We start from the raw sequence: 17040 nt of genomic DNA, 5'->3' as shown, positions 1-17040 counted from the left end.
CGGTGCCGGTGCCGGTGCCGGTGCCGGTGCCGGTGCCGGTGGCGGTGCCGGTGCCCCTGTCCGTGTCCGTGTCCGTGTCCGTGTTGGCGGCGGTGCCGCTGTCGGTGTCGGTGCCGCCGCCGGTGCCGTTTGTCACCGCAGCATCCTGCCGACCCCCCGCCCCCGCCCGCACGCGCATTCGGCGCCGGCGCGGGCGTTGCCGGCGGCGGCGAGTAGTGCGGTGATCAAGGGGTAAGCAGTCGCGGACGGCGGTGCGGGGGCGGAGGGAGTTGCCATGGAGCAGCAGCGGCGCAAGGGCCAGCGCCTGACCGGCGACGAGCGCAAGCAGATGATCGGTGTGCTGGTCGAGGAGTACCGCTCCGGCAAGAGCATCCGTGACCTCGCCGTCCAGCACTCGCTGAGCATCGGGCTGAGCCGCAACCTCCTCGTCGAGAGCGGCATCCCGCTGCGCGGGCGGGGCGGCTCCACGCGCGGGCGCGGGCCCGCGAACGGTTGACGCGTCAGTAGGTCAGCAGCAGCCGGTCCACGACGCCCTCCCCGCGCAGGTCGCCGCCCGGCAGCTGGAAGCGGCGCAGCATCGAGCGGCCCACGTTCACCAGCACCTCGCGCTCGAAGAGCCCCGGCGGGAGCGGGACGTTGCAGAGCACGTCGCCGGACTTCTTGCTCCCGTCGATGCTGAGCGCGACCCGCGCGCCACGTCGCTTGGCGGCGGCGATCTCTGCCAGCAGCTCGGCGAGGCGGAACGCCTGCGCCCCGTAGAGGATCGTCTGGGTGTGCGTGTAGGGCGGGTCGCAGTAGACGACGTCGCCGTCGGCGGCCAACGCGAGCGCCTCGCGGTAGTCCATGTGCTCGAACTTCGCCCCCGCCGTGCGCGTTCGCCACACGGCCACCCGCGCGGCGAACGCGTCCGGTGCGATGGGGCGGTGCACGCCGCAGGGCGTCGACATGTGGCCGTCGGCCTTGCGGAAGCGGACGACGCCCCCGTAGCAGGCGCGGGAGAGGAAGAGCAGGTCCGCCGGGTTGGGCGCGGCGTTGTAGGACGCCTTGACCTGCTCGTACGCGACGACCCGGTCGGGGGCCTCGGTGTAGCGCTGCCACCGGTCGACGTACCAGCCCGTCAGCGTGTCCGGGTCGTCGTGCAGCGTCTGCCAGATCCCGACCAGCGGGGCGAACGCGTCGGAGGCGACCGCACGGGCCGGAGCCAACGTGCCGAGGACGGCCCCGCTGCCGAGGAAGGGCTCGAAGTACGTGCCGCCCCCGAGGTCGGGCAGGCGCCCGGCGATCTCGTGGGCGAACCGCTGCTTGTTGCCCACCCACTTGAGCAACTGCAGGCGCAACGGCGCCACCACGGGCGCGCCATCGGCGGAAGGAGGCATCGCGGGGCAGGCTACAAGCCCGCGCGCGTTCACCCGTTCAGGCGTTCACCCGGCCGGCGGGCGGCCGAACGGGGCGTTCCGGGCCTAAGGTCCTGGCGTGCACGAGCTCACCGACCGGGCCGCCCTGCGCCGCCTGACGCTCGCGGTGAGCGTGCTGGACGGGATCGACCTCGAGCCGTACGCCGGCGGCGTGGTGCTGCGTGACGGCCGGCCGCTCGAGGTGGCCTGGGCCGAGCTGGCCGCTGTCGTACGCGGCCCCGAGGGCCTGCCCTCCCTCGAGCCGGGCGTCCCTGCGTCCCCCGCCCGTCGGCGGCTCCGGCGCCACCTGCGGCTGCGCCGTGCCCTCGACGACCCGACGGCGCGCGACCGGGTACGTGCCCTTGCGCTGCCCTCGGGATCGACGGCCTCCCCCGGCCCCGGGTGGGCGCGGACGCGGGTGCTGGGCGGCGCCGTCGAGGTCGGCCCCGGCCTGCTCGGGCTTCTGCCCGGCCCCGAGCTCGTCCCCGTCCCGCCGGTCACGCTCGCGGCCTCCGGGCGCGGAGGCGACGTCGACGACGTGTGGACGGACGCGCTCGAGCACGCGGACGCGATGGGCGAGCTGGCGGCCGAGCGGCTGGTCCGCGAGCCGCGGCTGCTCGCCCCGGTGGGCCACTGCGACGTCGTGACCCTGCTCGCCACCCGGCCGTTCCGGGCCGCGCTCGCCGCGGGGTGCCCGATCGGCATGCGCGCGGTGGTGGTGCCGATGCGGCGCCGGGGCTGGGTCGACCCGTCCCAGCTGGACCCGGCGTTCGCCGTGGCGGCGGCCGCGCTCGTGGACGACGACGCGCGCGGCTTCCCGCGGCCGCTGCTCGTCACGGTCGACGAGGTCGTGCTGGCCGCCGCCGGCGGGCGCCCGGCCGCGCTGCCGCTGCGCGACGTGGTGGACCTGCGGCCCGCCCGGCTGCCGACCGGGCCGGGCATGACGAGCTGAGCGGATCCGGGACCGCGGGCTGGGCGAGCGGCGCTCGGGCTGCCGCTGTGTGCCCGCACGCTTCCGCTCCGGGCGACGCCCCTGGGCTCAGCCTCGGCCGGCGGAGGCGCCCGCCTCTGGCGAGTACGCCTCGGGCAGCCCGGCGACGGCCTCGATGACCTGGCGGCTGACCTCCTGGGCGGTGAGCCCGACCTCGGCCTGCACCTCCGCGCGCTTGGCGTGGTCGAGGAACCGCTCCGGGATGCCGAAGTCGCGCACCGGGGTGGGGATGCCGGCGTCGCGCAGCGCCTGGGCGAGGCGCGCGCCGACGCCGCCGGTGCGTACGCCGTCCTCGACGCTGACCAGCAGCCGGTGCCGGCCGGCCAGCGTGACCAGCTCGGGGTCGACCGGCTTGACCCAGCGCGGGTCCACGACGGTCACCCCGACGCCCTGCGCGACCAGCCGGTCCGCGACCTCGAGGCAGAGCTCGGCCATCGCGCCGACCGAGACGAGCAGCACGTCCGGGTCGCCGTCGCGGCGGAGCACGTCGCCGGTGCCCACGTGCCCGACGGCCGGGACGTCGGCGGGGATCTTGCCCTTGGGGAACCGCACCACGGTCGGGGCGTCGTGGACGTCGAGCGCCTCGCGCAGCTCTGCGCGCAGCGTCTGGGCGTCGCGCGGGGCGGCGAGCCGGAGGCCGGGGACGACCTGCAGCATCGACATGTCCCACATGCCGTTGTGGCTCGGTCCGTCGTCGCCGGTGATGCCGGCGCGGTCCAGCACGAAGGTCACGCCGCACTTGTGCAGCGCGACGTCCATGAGCACCTGGTCGAAGGCCCGGTTGAGGAAGGTCGCGTAGACCGCCACGACCGGGTGCAGGCCCGCGGTGGCCATGCCCGCCGCGCTCGTCACCGCGTGCTGCTCGGCGATGCCGACGTCGAACACGCGGTCCGGATAGGCCTGGGCGAAGGCGTCGAGGCCCACCGGGATGCACATCGCGGCGGTGATGCCGACGACGTCGGTGCGCTCGGCGCCGGCGGCCACCATCTCCTCGGCGAAGACGCTGGTCCACGACGTCCCGGACGCGGCGAGCGGCTCGCCCGTCTCGGGGTCGATGACACCGACCGCGTGGAAGAGGTCGGCCTCGAACGCCTCGGCGGGGGCGTAGCCCCGCCCCTTCTGCGTGAGCGCGTGGACGATGACGGGGCCGCCGAAGCTGCGGGCGAGCCGGAGCGCGCGCTCGACCTCCTCGACGTCGTGCCCGTCGACGGGCCCGACGTACTTCAGCCCGAGGTCCTCGAACATCCCCTGTGGGGCGACGATGTCCTTCACGCCCTTCTTCAGGCCGTGCAGGGTGTCGTAGATCGGCGCGCCGACGACCGGGGTGCGGCCGAGGACGTGCTTGCCCCACTCCAGGAAGCGCTCGTAGCCGCGGGTCGTGCGCAGGGTGGCGAGGTGGCGGGCGAGGCCGCCGATGGTCGGGGCGTACGACCGCTCGTTGTCGTTGACGACGATGACGACCGGGCGGTCGCTGGCGGCGATGTTGTTGAGCGCCTCCCAGGCCATGCCACCGGTCAGCGCGCCGTCGCCGACGACCGCCACGACGGTGCGGTCCGAGCGGCCCTGCAGCTGGTACGCCTTGGCGAGGCCGTCGGCGTAGGACAGCGCGGTGGAGGCGTGGCTGTTCTCCACGAGGTCGTGGTCGGACTCGTCCCGGCAGGGGTAGCCGGACAGGCCCCCCTTCTGGCGCAGGGTCGCGAAGCCCTCGCGCCGCCCCGTGAGCAGCTTGTGGACGTAGGACTGGTGGCCGGTGTCGAAGACGATCGGCTCGCGCGGGGACTCGAACACCCGGTGCAGAGCGATCGTCAGCTCGACGACGCCGAGGTTCGGCCCGAGGTGCCCGCCGGTGCGGGAGACCGAGGAGATGAGGAAGGTGCGGATCTCAGCCGCGAGCTCGTCGAGCTGCGCGCGGTCGAGCGACCGGAGGTCGCGCGGCCCGCGGATCGAGTCGAGCAGACCCACGCACGTCCCCGCTTCCCGGGCCGCAGCCCGAATATGACCCCCGCGGGGGCCGCTGCCCCCCGTCGTCCCGCCTCACCATCGAGGCAGCACGATGGTACGCGGAGGTGCTGTCGACGGCAGTACTCTCCACGTGGGAAGTTGCCCGAGCACCGCACGTCGGCACGAGGAAGCGCCGTCGGCGCGAGCACGGCAGAGGCCGCTGAGAGCACGGCAAGAGCACGACTGACGGACGGCACCGCGCGCTACAGGGCCGTCCGGGTGGCTTCCCCGGCCTCCTCGCCGCATCGATTGCGAGCCGGCGGTGGAGGGGCGACGCTGCTTCGGAAGGGGGCAAAGTGAGGGCGCTTCTGACAACGTTGTCTTACGAAACGCTAAGGGAGAGCCTTCGCAACCGCAAACGGATCACGATCCAGTTGCGGTTCGGCGGGTTCGATTGACCGCCAACCGGAGCAGGGCCTTAACTAACGCGCAACACTGAACTTCCGGTGGCCACGCTCTCTGGCGTGTGCTACCTCCCCTGGGCGGCGGTCCTGCCCCCAGGCTCGTTACATCACGGAGGCAAAGCGGCATGCGACGACTCTCGCTCGTCGCCGGCATCGCGGCGCTGGGGCTCGCCCTGGCTGGATGCGGCGGAGACGACTCGGACAACTCGGCCGGCGACACCGGCGGCAACTCGGGCAGCGGCACCGAGGCCTCCGGCGACGTCGAGGTCTTCACCTGGTGGACCGAGGGTGGCGAGAAGGCGGGCCTCGACGGCCTGGTCAAGGTCTTCGGCGAGAAGTACCCGAACCTCAAGTTCGTCAACGGCGCGGTGGCCGGTGGCGCCGGTAGCAACGCGAAGGCAGTGCTCGCGTCCCGGCTGCAGACCCAGGACCCGCCGGACACCTTCCAGGGCCACGCGGGTGGCGAGCTGTCCGACTACATCAAGGCCGGCCAGCTCGAGGACCTGTCGGACCTCTACCAGTCCGAGGGCTGGTCCGACGTCTTCCCGAAGACGCTGATCGACGCGATCACCTACGAGGGCAAGATCTACTCGGTGCCGTCGAACGTGCACCGCGCCAACGTCGTGTGGGCGAACCCGAGCGTGCTCGAGAAGGCCGGCATCGACCCCGCGGCCGAGCCCCCCGCGTCGATCGCCGACTGGATCACCCAGCTGGACAAGGTCAAGGCCAGCGGCGTCGAGACCCCGCTCTCGATCGCGACCGACTGGACTCAGGTCCAGCTGCTCGAGACCGTCCTGATCTCGGACCTGAAGGCCGACGCCTACAAGGGCCTCTGGACCGGGGACACCAAGTGGGACTCGGCCGAGGTCACCACGGCGCTGAACGACTACGCCAAGCTCATGAGCTACACCAACAGCAACCGCTCGAGCCTCGACTGGCCGGACGCGGCGAACATGGTGCGCGACGGCAAGGCCGCTTACAACGTCATGGGTGACTGGGTCGCGGCCAACTGGCAGGGCGAGAAGCTTGAGGAGGGCACCGACTACATCTACTTCCCGGTGCCGGGCTCGCAGGGCACGTTCGACTTCCTCTCGGACTCCTTCACGCTCCCGGTCGGGGCGAAGAACCCCGAGGGCGCCAAGGACTGGCTGCGCGTCGTCGGCAGCGCCGAGGGCCAGAAGGCGTTCAACACGGTCAAGGGCTCGATCCCGGCCCGCACGGACGCCTCCGCAGCCGACTACCCGACCTACCAGCAGTCGGCGATCAAGGACTTCAGCACCGACACGATCGTCCCGTCGCTCGCGCACGGCGCCGCGGCCTCGATCTCCTGGCTCAACGACATCACCTCGGCGGTCGGCAAGTTCGGCACGTCGAAGTTCGACAGCGGGGCCGTGTCCGAGCTCCAGAGCGGCCTGACCCAGGCTGCGTCGAACAACCTCCAGAGCTGACCTCCTCCCGTTAGCTCGAACGGGCCTACGCTGCGGCGGGGTCAGCCGGGGACCGGCTGGCCCCGCCTCGGTGCGTGAGGGCGAATCCCGGACATTCCGCCTTTTGGAGTCACGTAGTGCGCCACATAGGAATCAGAAAATGGGGTCCTGGCCTGCTGGTCATGATCCCCTCGATCGTCGTCATCGCCGTCTTCGTCTACGGGCTCATCGGGTGGACGGTCAACACGTCCCTCACGGACCGGACGACGGCGCTGCCGGCGGATGGCTACGTCGGTCTGGAGAACTTCACCAACCTCTTCCAGGACGACCGGTTCATCCACTCCCTGAAGAATCTGGGCATCCTGACGGTGGTCTTCATCGTCGGCACCATGGTCCTGGGATTCCTGTGGGCCCTCCTCCTCGAGCGCGGCTTCAAAGGCGAAGGCATCTTCCGCTCGATCTACCTGTTCCCGATGGCCGTCTCGTTCATCGCCTCGGGCGTCGTCTGGCGCTGGCTGCTCAACAGCGCACAGGGCGATGAGGCCGGCGGCCTGAACAAGCTCTTCGACAGCCTGCACCTCGGCTTCCTGCAGAACCCGTGGTGGAACGACCCCGACTGGGGCATGGCCGCGATGGCGATCCCCGCCATCTGGCAGCTGTCGGGCTACGTCATGGCGCTCTTCCTGGCCGGCTTCCGCGGCATCCCCGGCGAGCTGCGCGAGGCCGCTCGGGTCGACGGCGCGTCCGAGTTCCAGATGTACCGGCACGTGATCTTCCCGCAGCTGTCCCCCGTCGCGCTGTCGGCGCTCATCATCGTCGGCCACATGTCGATGAAGATGTTCGACCTGATCATGGCCGTCTCCGGCGCGCAGTACCTCACCGAGGTGCCGGCGGTCTACCTGTGGACCACGCTGCTCGGGTCGAACTACGCCAAGGCCTGTGCGATCGCGGTCATCCTGCTGGTCGTCGTCGCGATCGTCGTGGTCCCGTACCTCATCTCCAACGCCCGGGCGGAGAAGCGCCGATGAGCACTCAGACGATCCCGGCGCCGGCGACCTCGGCGGCCGCTCCGCGCCCGCGCAAGAAGAAGTCCTCGCCCCGCTCGCAGACCGCCCGGACGGTCCGGTTCGTGCTGCTGGTCCTCTTCCTGCTCATGGTGCTGCTGCCGGCCTACGTGCTCTTCGTGACGAGCTTCAAGCCGTCGGCGGAGACCTCGGCCGACCGTGCGTGGCTCCTGCCGCAGAACTGGACGACCGAGGGCTGGAAGACCGCCTGGGACAGCCTGAGCCCCTCGCTCTGGCGTACGTTCCAGCTGGCGATCCCGGCCGCGCTGATCTCCTCGGCGATCGGCTCGATCAACGGCTTCGTGCTGTCGCGGTGGCGCTTCCCCGGTGCAGACGTGCTGTTCACGCTGTTCCTGTTCGGGATGTTCATCCCGTACCAGGCCGTCGTCATCCCGCTGCGCCAGCTCACGGTCTGGATCGGCCTGCCGAACGGCATCCCCACGCTGATCTTCGTGCACATCATCTACGGCATCCCGATCTGCACGCTGATCTTCCGCAACTACTACGCCTCGGTGCCGCACGAGCTCGTCGAGGCGGCACAGGTCGACGGCGCCGGAATGTTCCGCACGTACGCGTCGATCATCCTGCCGCTGTCGGGCCCGGGCTTCGTGGTCACGATCATCTGGCAGTTCACCTCGGCCTGGAACGACTACCTGTTCGCGATCTTCCTCTCGAACACCAGGAACGGGCCGATCACGATCGCGTTGAACGCGCTGGCCGGCGGCCAGCTGACGAACTACTCGGCCTCGATGGCCGGTGCGATGATCGCGTCGATCCCGACGCTGATCGTCTACATCGTCCTCGGGCGCTACTTCGTCGGCGGCCTGATGGCCGGGTCGGTCAAGAGCTAGCTCCCGCGACACGCGAGCAAAGGCGGGCCGCCCCTCGGGGCGGCCCGCCTTCCGCGTTCCCGGTGCCGGCGTCGGCCCGCCGGCTACATCCGCTGCGTGAACCGCCGCCCGCGCAGCGCCTCCTCGACCAGCGCGACGGCACGGGCCGACGCCTGCAGCCGCGCCCCTTCGCGCTCGTACGCGGCCAGTGCCGCCTCCACGGCCTGCGGCGGCACGACGCCGCGCAGGTCGTCCCGGGCCGTCGACAGGCCGCGGCGGGAGGCCTCGATCCCGGCAGCCACGGCGTACGCGGCGAACCGCGCGAGCACCGCGGGGTAGCGCCGCAGCACCTCGTGCGCGCGGTAGTCCGGCGGGCAGAGGTCGAAGAGCCACGCGACGGCGGTCTTCTCCCAGTCCGGCGCGCCGGGCGGACGGACCTCGGCGGGCCAGCCGGGCGGGGCGTACCCCTCGGTCATCGCAGGACCTTTCTCGACGGGGAACGGCGACGGCGGGCCGTCCGGGCGCGAGCACCCGGGCGACCCGCCGTCGGCGGATGGTCTTGACTGACCGTCAGGCCAGCAGGCTCCGCAGCACGTACTGCAGGATGCCCCCGTGGCGGTAGTAGTCCGCCTCACCGGGCGTGTCGATGCGCACGCGGGCCTCGAAGGACTTGTCCCCCGCCTGCACGGTGACCGTCGACGGGGTCCGGCCCTCGTTGAGCTCGGTGACGCCGGTGATGCTGAACGTCTCCTCGCCCGTCAGGCCGAGCGAGTCGGCGCTCTCGCCCTCGGGGAACTGCAGCGGCAGCACGCCCATGCCGATGAGGTTCGAGCGGTGGATGCGCTCGTAGGACTCGGCGATGACGGCGCGGACGCCGAGCAGCGCGGTGCCCTTGGCGGCCCAGTCGCGCGAGGAGCCGGAGCCGTACTCCTTGCCGGCGAGGATCACCAGCGGCGTGCCGGCGGCCGCGTAGTTCTGCGCGGCGTCGTAGATGGTCGACACGGGGCCGTCGGTCTGGGTGAAGTCGCGGGTGAACCCGCCTTCGGTCCCGGGCGCCAGCTGGTTGCGCAGCCGGATGTTGGCGAAGGTGCCGCGGATCATGACCTCGTGGTTGCCACGGCGCGAGCCGTAGGAGTTGAAGTCACGCCGCTCGACGCCGTGCTCGGAGAGGTACTTGCCCGCCGGCGAGTCCGCCTTGATCGAGCCCGCGGGGCTGATGTGGTCGGTGGTCACCGAGTCGCCGAGCTTGAGCAGCGTCCGGGCGTTCTCGATGTCGGCGACCGGCGCCGGCGTCGCCGGCATGCCCTCGAAGTACGGGGGCTTGCGGACGTACGTCGACTCCTGGTCCCACGCGAAGGTGTTGCCCTCGGGCGTCGGCAGCGACTGCCAGCGCTCGTCGCCGGCGAAGACATCGGCGTAGTCGCGGGTAAACATCTCCGAGGCGATCGCCGACTCGACGGTCTCCTCGATCTCCTGCGACGAGGGCCAGATGTCGCGCAGGTAGACCGGCTCGCCGTCGGAGGAGGTGCCGAGCGGCTCGGTCGTGATGTCGATGTCCATCGTGCCGGCGAGCGCGTACGCCACGACCAGCGGCGGCGACGCGAGGTAGTTCATCTTGATGTCGGGGTTGATGCGGCCCTCGAAGTTGCGGTTGCCCGAGAGGACCGAGACGACCGCGAGGTCGCCCTCGTTGACCGCCGCGCTGACCTCCTCCGGCAGCGGGCCGGAGTTGCCGATGCAGGTCGTGCAGCCGTAGCCGACGAGGTTGAAGCCGAGCTTGTCGAGGTACGGCGTCAGCCCGGCACGGTCGTAGTAGTCCATGACGACCTTGGACCCCGGCGCCAGCGTCGTCTTGACCCACGGCTTGCGCGACAGGCCCAGCTCGACGGCCTTCTTGGCGAGCAGCGCCGCGCCGATCATGACCGAGGGGTTCGACGTGTTGGTGCACGACGTGATGGCCGCGATCGTGACCGCGCCGTGGTCGAGCTCGATGGTCTCGCCGGACGACAGCGTGGTGCGGACCGGGTTGCTGGGGCGGCCGGTGACGTCGCCGACGATCGCCGAGACCGGCTGGTCCGCCGGGTCGTCGTGGGTCGCGGCGGGCGGGTCGGAGGCCGGGAACGACTCGGCGGACGCCTCGTCCGCGCTGCCCGCGACGCCGAAGGGCTGCTCGTTCTGCGGGACGCCGGGCTTGCGGTCGTCGCCGCCGGTGACGCCGGCGGACACGTAGTTCGCCAGCGCGCTGCGGAAGCTCTCCTTGGCCTCGGCCAGGATCACGCGGTCCTGCGGGCGCTTGGGACCGGCGAGCGACGGGACGATCGTCGACAGGTCGAGCTCGACGTGCTCGGAGTAGGCCGGCTCGGCCGACGGGTCGTGCCAGAGGCCCTGCTCCTTGGCGTATGCCTCGACGAGCGCGACCTGCTCCTCCGAGCGGCCGGTGAGCTTGAGGTAGCGGACGGTCTCGGCGTCGATCGGGAAGATCGCGCAGGTGGAGCCGTACTCCGGGCTCATGTTGCCGATGGTGGCGCGGTTGGCGAGCGGCACGTTGGCGACGGACGGGCCGTAGAACTCGACGAACTTGCCGACGACGCCGTGCTTGCGCAGCATCTCGGTGATCGTGAGCACGAGGTCGGTCGCGGTCGCGCCCTCGGGCAGCTCGCCGGTCAGCTTGAAGCCGACGACGCGCGGGATGAGCATGCTGACCGGCTGGCCGAGCATCGCGGCCTCGGCCTCGATGCCGCCGACGCCCCAGCCGAGGACGCCGATGCCGTTGACCATCGTGGTGTGGGAGTCGGTGCCGACGCACGTGTCGGGGTAGGCCCGCAGCGCGCCGTCGACCTCGCGGGTCATGACCGTGCGCGCGAGGTGCTCGATGTTCACCTGATGCACGATTCCGGTACCCGGAGGCACGACCTTGAATTCGCTGAACGCGGTCTGGCCCCAGCGGAGGAACTGGTAGCGCTCGCGGTTGCGCTCGTACTCCAGGTCGACGTTGCGCTCGAAGGAGTCCGGCGCGCCGAAGAGGTCGGCGATGACCGAGTGGTCGATGACCAGCTCGGCGGGCGCCAGCGGGTTGATCTTGGTCGCGTCGCCGCCGAGGTCGCGGACGGCCTCGCGCATCGTGGCCAGGTCGACGACGCACGGCACGCCGGTGAAGTCCTGCATGACGACGCGGGCCGGGGTGAACTGGATCTCCACGCTCGGCTCGGCGTCGGCGTCCCACTGCGCCAGCGCGCGGATGTGGTCGGCCGTGATGTTGGCGCCGTCCTCGGTGCGCAGGAGGTTCTCGAGGAGCACCTTGAGGCTGTAGGGCAGCCGCTCGACGCCCTCGACGGCGCTCAGCCGGAAGATCTCGTAGTCCTTGCCGCCGACGTCCAGCCGACCCTTACTGCCGAAGCTGTCCACGCTCACGAGCGCTCTCCTCCCAGTGCGTCCCGGTGCGGGACCAAGGCAATCTCGTTCATCCTGCCCCGCTCCCGCCCCCGCCAGGCAGTAAGGCGAGGCTTACTTGGACCCGGCGAGATATCTCGACGTCGAGATACTTTCACTGTAGCCGCTCGCGGGCCACACTGTCCGCGTGCCCGCCCCCGCCGTCGCCGCCCTGCCCGCAGACTCCGCCCGCTCCGCTCCCCCGCTGCTGATCGTCGGGCACGGCACGCGAGACGCGGCCGGCGTCGAGCAGTTCACGAGCTTCACGCGGCGGGTGGCCGAGCGCATGGCCGGCACCGGAGTGGCGGTCGGCGGCGGCCTCATCGAGCTCGCCCCGCCCCCGCTCATGGACGCGGTCGCCTCGCTCGTCGACGCGGGCCACCGCCACCTGGTCGCGGTCCCGCTCATGCTCGTGGCCGCCGGGCACGCGAAGGGCGACATCCCCGCGGCGATGGACCGCGAGCGGGAGCGCCACCCGCAGCTGACGTACGCGTACGGCCGCCCGCTCGCAGCCGACCCGCGCATCCTGGCCGCGCTCGACGAGCGGCTGTCGGCGGTGCTCGACGACGCCGAGCGGGCGGGCACCCACGTCGTCCTCGTCGGCCGTGGGTCCACCGACCCGGACGCCAACGCCGAGGTGTTCCGCGCCGGCCGGCTCTTCGCAGAAGGGCGGGGGCTGGCCGGGGTCGAGTCGAGCTTCATCAGCCTCGCGCAGCCCGGTGTGCCCGCGGCGCTCGAGCGCTGCCGGCTGCTCGGCGCGACACGGGTGGTCGTGCTGCCGTACTTCATGTTCGCCGGCGTCCTGCCGGACCGGATCGTCAGCCAGGCGGAGGGGTGGGCGGCCGAGCACCCCGAGGTCGAGGTGCGGTGCGCCGACCTGATCGGTGACTGCGACCTGCTCGCCGACGTGGTCATCGCGCGCTACGAGGAGGCCGTCGCGGGCGGGATCCGCAACAACTGCGACACGTGCATGTACCGCACGCCGCTGCCGGGGCGCGAAGCCAAGGTCGGGCTGCCGCAGGCCCCGCACGACCACCCGGACGACCCGGCGCACCCGCACTCGCACGGCCATGGCCACGCGCACAGGGACGGCCACGGGCACTCGCACGGGCACAGCCACTCGCACACGCACGGCCAGCCGGACTAGACCGGGAACATGCGGCGCCTGCTGCCGTCCCCACGACAGCAGACGCCGCATGCCTGCAGAGGATTCGGAGGCGTCAGCCGCGCGGCTGCACCTCGGCCATCGGCCCCCACCCGTCGAGATCGGCGGAGTCGACGTACATGATCTCGGGCGTCCGGCTGACGTAGTCGGGGAACTGCGCGATCGCCTTCTGGAAGTGCGCCCCGCCGACGTGCTCGGCGCCGGCGGCGGAGTCGGCGAACCCTTCGACCAGCACCCACGTGGACGGGTCGTCGACGCTGCGCGACCACTCGAAGAACCGGTTGCCGGGCTCGGCCCGGGTGGCCTCGGTGAACTCGCGGACCAGCTCAGGCCAGCGGTCGGCGTACTCGTCCCGGACGTGCCACTTCACGACGATGAGGATCACGCGCTCGATGCTAGAAGGGGCCTGCGGGCGCCCTGTCACACCCCGCCTCGGGCAGCGCGGACGCGGCCGCCAAGGTGTGACAGCGGTCGACGGACCGTCGGCCGGTCAGAGCAGCCAGCGCACGACGGTGACGACGCCGTTGGCCACGCCCAGGACGAAGAACAGGATCGTCGCCACGATCGCAGCGACGACGAGCCGGTCGAGCCATTTGTTGCTCTCGTACGGCTCGGCGAGAGTGGCCGGGAGCGCCTCGTAGCGCAGCTCGCGCTCGTACGTCGCCTCGGCCTCGTCCCGCAGCCTCCGCAGCCTGGCCCGGACGTCCGGCTCGGCGCTGTCCTCAGCGGCAGCCCATCGAAGAGCACGCATGCGGTTCAACGGGTCGGGGGTCGCGTGTGCGAACGCCTGCAGCTCCTCGGGTGTCGCGACGCCGGGCAGGTAGCCCCAGCGGCCGGCCTGCGCGGCGTCGCCGGTCATCCGGTACGCGGCGGCGAGGCGCTCGCGCACGTCCATCCGCCACGGGTACGACGCCACCAGCCCGCGCAGCCGCTGCGTGGCCATCCGCGCGTCGCCGGCGGCGAGGTCCGCGTCGACCCGCGCGAGGGTCCTGTCGACAGGCACGGGCCATGATCTCCCGCGGCCCGCTGCAAATGCCCGCGGGTTTCTACGCCCGCCGCAGCTTCGCCGGCGCGAGGACGATGTCCACCCGGAGCACGCGACCGTCGGCCACGGTGAGCGCGGCGACCGAGCTGAGCTCGCCCTCGGCGTAGAACGCCAGCCCGGGGCCTCCGTTGACCACCGTGGGCTCGACGCGGTCGCCGGCGCCCCACTTGCGCTTCTGGGCCACGCCGAGCAGGAATCGCGCGACCCGCTCCGCTCCGGTGACCGGCCGCCGGGCCGCGTTGACGACGCCGCCGCCGTCGCTGGTCAGGACCACGTCCGGGTCGAGGAGTGCGACGAGGCCCGCGAGGTCGCCGTTCCCGGCGGCGGCGAGGAAGGCGGCGACCGTACGCCCGTGGTCCTGCGCGCTGACGTCCACCCGTGGCGCGCCCGAGCGCACGTGCGCCCGTGCGCGGACGGCCAGCTGGCGGACGGCCGCCGGAGTCCGGCCGACGACGCCGGCCACCTCGGACAGCGGCATGCCGAACACCTCGTGCAGCACCCACACCACGCGCTCGGCCGGGGACAGCGTCTCGAGCACGACCATCAGCGCATAGCTCACCGAGTCGTCGAGCGTGACGCGGTCCGCCGGGTCGGCGACGCCGGCCGAGGGCTGGGGCAGCGCACCGACGACGGGCTCGGGCAGCCACGGCCCGACGTACGCCTCCCGCTGCACGCGAGCCGAGCGAAGCACGTCCAGCGCGCGGCGGGAGACGGCCACGACCGCCCACGCCTCGACGTCGCGCACGCGCTCCTCGCCGTCCGCTGCGACGAGCCGGGGCCAGCAGTCGGACACGACGTCCTCCGCCTCCGCGACGGTGCCGACGATGGCGTACGCGATCCCCACCAAGCGCGAGCGGGCCCGGGTGAACTGCGCCGCCAGCTCCTCCTCCCGCGTCATCGGGAAGCGGGAGCCGGCGCGGTCGGACCGGCGAGGTGGTCGGCGTAGGACTGCTTCCCGTGCACGAAGCCACCTTCGGGCAACAGGCCGCCCGACGACAAGGCCCGCCCCGTCGCGCCGGGCAAGGGAAGCGGGACGACGAGCCGCCGCGACCCCCGCGCACGCAGCAAGCGGCGGACCATGTCGTGCATCCAGAGCGGCTCCGGCCCCGCGATGGGCGTGGCCATCCCCTGTGCCGGCCCGGCCACGAGCCGTACGAGCTCGGCGGCCACCTCGGACGCCGCGACCGGGCGGCTGAGCATCCGCGGGACCGGCACGACGGGGCCGCGCCCGCCCGCGAGCAGCTGCCCGGCGAACTCGTGGAACTGCGTCGCCCGGAGCACGGTCCACGGCACGCCGCCCGCGGCGATCAGCTCCTCCTGGCGGACCTTGCCCGCGTAGTAGCCGAGGCCGACGCGGTCCGCTCCGACGACCGACAGCGCCACCAGGTGGCGTACGCCCGCCCGCTCGGACGCGCGCAGGAGGTGCTCGGTGGCGGGGCCGAAGTAGGCGAGCGACTTCGCGCGGCTCGTCGTCGTCACGTTCCCCACGTCGATGACGGCGTCCGCGCCGGCCAGGGCGGCGTCGAGCCCCGCGCCCGTCGTGAGATCGACGCCGGTGGAGCGCGAGACCACGACGGTGTCGTGACTCCTGCTGCCCAATTCCTGAACCACGAGTCTGCCCATCAGGCCGGTGCCACCGGCGACCGCGACCTTCATCCCGCCACCTCCACTGTCGTTGCGTCCTTGCCCTGCGAGGTGTGGACGGTCGAGGCGTCCGTGGTGTGACATGACGGGAGCGTCGTCCACGTCACACAGCCGGCACCTGGCGGCATGTCACACCTTCGGGCGCACTCCCGTCCTAGCAGTGCGAGCACCCCGACCGGGGCGCCGGAAGGAACGCCAGGAGGCACCATGAGCCGCGACCGGGACCGCATCGTCGTCGTGGGCGGAGGGTTCGCCGGGTTCTACGCCCTGCGCCACCTGCAGCGCCACCTGCCCGCGGGCACGGCCGAGCTCACGCTCGTCAACCCGACGGACTACCTGCTCTACAGCCCGTTGCTGCCCGAGGTCGCCACCGGCGTGGTCGAGGCCCGCCACATCGCGGTCTCGCTGCGTCGGGCGCTGCCGGGCGTGCGCCTCGTCCTCGGCCGCGTGACGGCCGTCGACCTGCCCGGGCGGACCGTGACGGTGCAGGCGGTCGACGCGGCCGGTGGCACGACCGCGCAGACGCTGGGCTGGGACCGGCTCGCCCTCACTCCGGGCTCGGTGACTCGCCAGTTCCCCATCCCCGGCGTGCCGGAGAACGCGCGCGGGCTCAAGACGCTCGTCGAGGCGGTCTATCTGCGTGACCACCTGCTCCAGCAGCTCGACCTCGCCGACGCCCAGCCCGACACGCCCGAAGGCCGGGCGGAGCGCAGCGCGCTGCTCACCGTCGTCGCGGTGGGCGCGGGCTACACCGGCACCGAGGTCGTCGCCCAGACCCAGCGCTGGCTGCGGCGCATCGAGCGGCGGTGGAGCCGCACGCACGCCGAGGACGTCCGCTGGGTGCTCGTCGACGTCTCGCCCACGGTGCTGCCGGAGCTCGGCCCGAGCCTCGGCAGGCGGGCCCTGCGCCTGCTCGAACGGCGCGGGGTCGAGGTCCGGCTGGGGGTCTCCGTCGCGTCGGCCGACGAGCGCAGCGTCCGCCTCACCGACGGCACCGTCGTCGCCACCCGGACGCTGCTCTGGGGCGCGGGCATCGCCCCCAGCCCGCTCATCGAGAGCCTCGGCCTGCCGGCCCGGCGCGGCCGGCTGATCGTCGAGCCCGACCTGTCGGTGCCGGGCGTTCCCGGGCTCTGGGCGGCGGGTGACGCCGCGGCCGTCCCCGACCTCACCGTGACGGCGCTCGACGCGGAGCGGCCCGCCACTCCCCCGACGGCGCAGCACGCCCAGCGTCAGGGGACCGTGCTGGGCCGCAACCTCGCGGCCAGCCTCGGGGTCGGCCGGCCGCGGGCGTACAAGCACAAGGACCTCGGCCTCGTCGCCGACCTCGGCGGCTGGGACGCGGTCGCGAAGCCGCTCGGGATCCCGGTCACCGGCCCGCTGGCCAAGGTCGTCACCCGGGCCTATCACCTGTACGCCCTCCCGGCCGCCGCGAACCGGCTGCGCGTCGCGGCGGACTGGCTGTGGCAGAGCGTGCTCCCGCCGGAGTCGACGCAGCTGTCGGTCGTCCGGCCGGAGGACGCACGGCTCGCCGCGGCGCAGGCCACGGGGATCTACACGCCGCCCGAGCAGCGCAAGCCGATAGAGGAGGACGCCTCCGTGCCCCTGGCCGACGGCCTCGTACGTGACCGCCAGCGGTGACGGCGCAG

The 17040-nt window shown here is 72.5% G+C and carries 16 protein-coding genes (1 of these 16 cut by a window edge); 7 read left to right on the top strand and 9 right to left on the bottom strand.

Annotated elements, in window-relative coordinates; translation table 11 throughout:
* Nucleotides 1-178: the start of a GNAT family N-acetyltransferase gene (locus tag G9H71_RS08840; protein WP_231134458.1), read on the bottom strand. 1190 nt of this gene lie to the left of the window's left edge; the window shows 178 of its 1368 coding nt (coding positions 1-178); it begins with the start codon at nucleotides 176-178; the stop codon falls past the left edge of the window.
* Between the two features lie 96 nt (nucleotides 179-274).
* Between G9H71_RS08840 and G9H71_RS08835 the strand changes: the two genes are divergently transcribed.
* Complete coding sequence (locus G9H71_RS08835) at nucleotides 275-496, top strand: helix-turn-helix domain-containing protein (RefSeq protein ID WP_166280865.1); 222 nt, start codon at nucleotides 275-277, stop codon at nucleotides 494-496.
* A gap of 4 nt (nucleotides 497-500) precedes the next feature.
* Here the strand turns inward: G9H71_RS08835 and G9H71_RS08830 are convergent, their stop codons facing one another.
* Nucleotides 501-1376: a DNA adenine methylase gene (locus tag G9H71_RS08830; RefSeq protein WP_166280863.1), complete on the bottom strand. Its 876-nt coding sequence runs from the start codon at nucleotides 1374-1376 to the stop codon at nucleotides 501-503.
* A gap of 97 nt (nucleotides 1377-1473) precedes the next feature.
* On the opposite strand from G9H71_RS08830, the gene G9H71_RS08825 reads away from it, so the two are divergent.
* Entirely contained in the window at nucleotides 1474-2346 is an 873-nt protein-coding gene (locus G9H71_RS08825; protein WP_166280861.1) for a hypothetical protein, read from the top strand.
* Between the two features lie 87 nt (nucleotides 2347-2433).
* Here G9H71_RS08825 and dxs read toward each other — a convergent pair whose 3' ends face one another.
* Nucleotides 2434-4347: a 1-deoxy-D-xylulose-5-phosphate synthase gene (gene dxs / locus G9H71_RS08820; RefSeq protein WP_166280859.1), complete on the bottom strand. Its 1914-nt coding sequence runs from the start codon at nucleotides 4345-4347 to the stop codon at nucleotides 2434-2436.
* 568 nt (nucleotides 4348-4915) lie between these two features.
* Here dxs and G9H71_RS08815 point away from each other — a divergent pair.
* The 3 genes from G9H71_RS08815 (at nucleotide 4916) to G9H71_RS08805 (ending at nucleotide 8132) form a co-directional block, all read left to right on the top strand.
* A complete protein-coding gene (locus G9H71_RS08815) occupies nucleotides 4916-6238 on the top strand; it encodes an ABC transporter substrate-binding protein (RefSeq protein ID WP_166280857.1) in 1323 nt (440 codons plus the stop codon).
* 161 nt (nucleotides 6239-6399) lie between these two features.
* Complete coding sequence (locus G9H71_RS08810) at nucleotides 6400-7245, top strand: carbohydrate ABC transporter permease (protein ID WP_166280855.1); 846 nt, start codon at nucleotides 6400-6402, stop codon at nucleotides 7243-7245.
* Entirely contained in the window at nucleotides 7242-8132 is an 891-nt protein-coding gene (locus G9H71_RS08805; RefSeq protein ID WP_166280853.1) for a carbohydrate ABC transporter permease, read from the top strand. The genes G9H71_RS08810 and G9H71_RS08805 overlap by 4 nt, the downstream gene beginning before the upstream one ends.
* Before the next feature lie 83 nt (nucleotides 8133-8215).
* Here the strand turns inward: G9H71_RS08805 and G9H71_RS08800 are convergent, their stop codons facing one another.
* Nucleotides 8216-8587, bottom strand: a complete 372-nt coding sequence (locus G9H71_RS08800) for a hypothetical protein (protein WP_166280851.1) — start codon at nucleotides 8585-8587, stop codon at nucleotides 8216-8218.
* A 94-nt stretch (nucleotides 8588-8681) separates the two neighbouring features.
* Nucleotides 8682-11522 (bottom strand): aconitate hydratase, encoded by a 2841-nt coding sequence (locus G9H71_RS08795; protein WP_166280849.1) that lies wholly within the window; start codon nucleotides 11520-11522, stop codon nucleotides 8682-8684.
* Between the two features lie 166 nt (nucleotides 11523-11688).
* On the opposite strand from G9H71_RS08795, the gene G9H71_RS08790 reads away from it, so the two are divergent.
* Entirely contained in the window at nucleotides 11689-12687 is a 999-nt protein-coding gene (locus G9H71_RS08790) for a sirohydrochlorin chelatase (protein WP_331272855.1), read from the top strand.
* Between the two features lie 73 nt (nucleotides 12688-12760).
* Here G9H71_RS08790 and G9H71_RS08785 read toward each other — a convergent pair whose 3' ends face one another.
* The 4 genes from G9H71_RS08785 to G9H71_RS08770 form a co-directional block, all read right to left on the bottom strand.
* Complete coding sequence (locus tag G9H71_RS08785) at nucleotides 12761-13090, bottom strand: putative quinol monooxygenase (RefSeq protein WP_166280847.1); 330 nt, start codon at nucleotides 13088-13090, stop codon at nucleotides 12761-12763.
* 105 nt (nucleotides 13091-13195) lie between these two features.
* Complete coding sequence (locus G9H71_RS08780) at nucleotides 13196-13708, bottom strand: DUF6584 family protein (RefSeq protein ID WP_166280845.1); 513 nt, start codon at nucleotides 13706-13708, stop codon at nucleotides 13196-13198.
* A gap of 43 nt (nucleotides 13709-13751) precedes the next feature.
* Nucleotides 13752-14648, bottom strand: a complete 897-nt coding sequence (sigJ, locus tag G9H71_RS08775) for an RNA polymerase sigma factor SigJ (RefSeq protein ID WP_166280843.1) — start codon at nucleotides 14646-14648, stop codon at nucleotides 13752-13754.
* Nucleotides 14645-15406, bottom strand: coding sequence for an SDR family oxidoreductase (locus G9H71_RS08770; protein ID WP_166280841.1), 762 nt, complete (start codon nucleotides 15404-15406; stop codon nucleotides 14645-14647). Before G9H71_RS08770 ends, sigJ begins: the two co-directional genes overlap by 4 nt.
* Nucleotides 15407-15601: 195 nt before the next feature.
* Between G9H71_RS08770 and G9H71_RS08765 the strand changes: the two genes are divergently transcribed.
* Nucleotides 15602-17032: an NAD(P)/FAD-dependent oxidoreductase gene (locus G9H71_RS08765; RefSeq protein WP_166280839.1), complete on the top strand. Its 1431-nt coding sequence runs from the start codon at nucleotides 15602-15604 to the stop codon at nucleotides 17030-17032.
* Nucleotides 17033-17040: the final 8 nt, after the last annotated feature.

The sequence above is a fragment of the Motilibacter deserti genome (assembly GCF_011250635.1).
Taxonomy (GTDB): domain Bacteria; phylum Actinomycetota; class Actinomycetes; order Motilibacterales; family Motilibacteraceae; genus Motilibacter_A; species Motilibacter_A deserti.
Note: the sequence above shows the minus strand (reverse complement) of the source record. Positions and strands in the feature narration are given on the sequence as shown.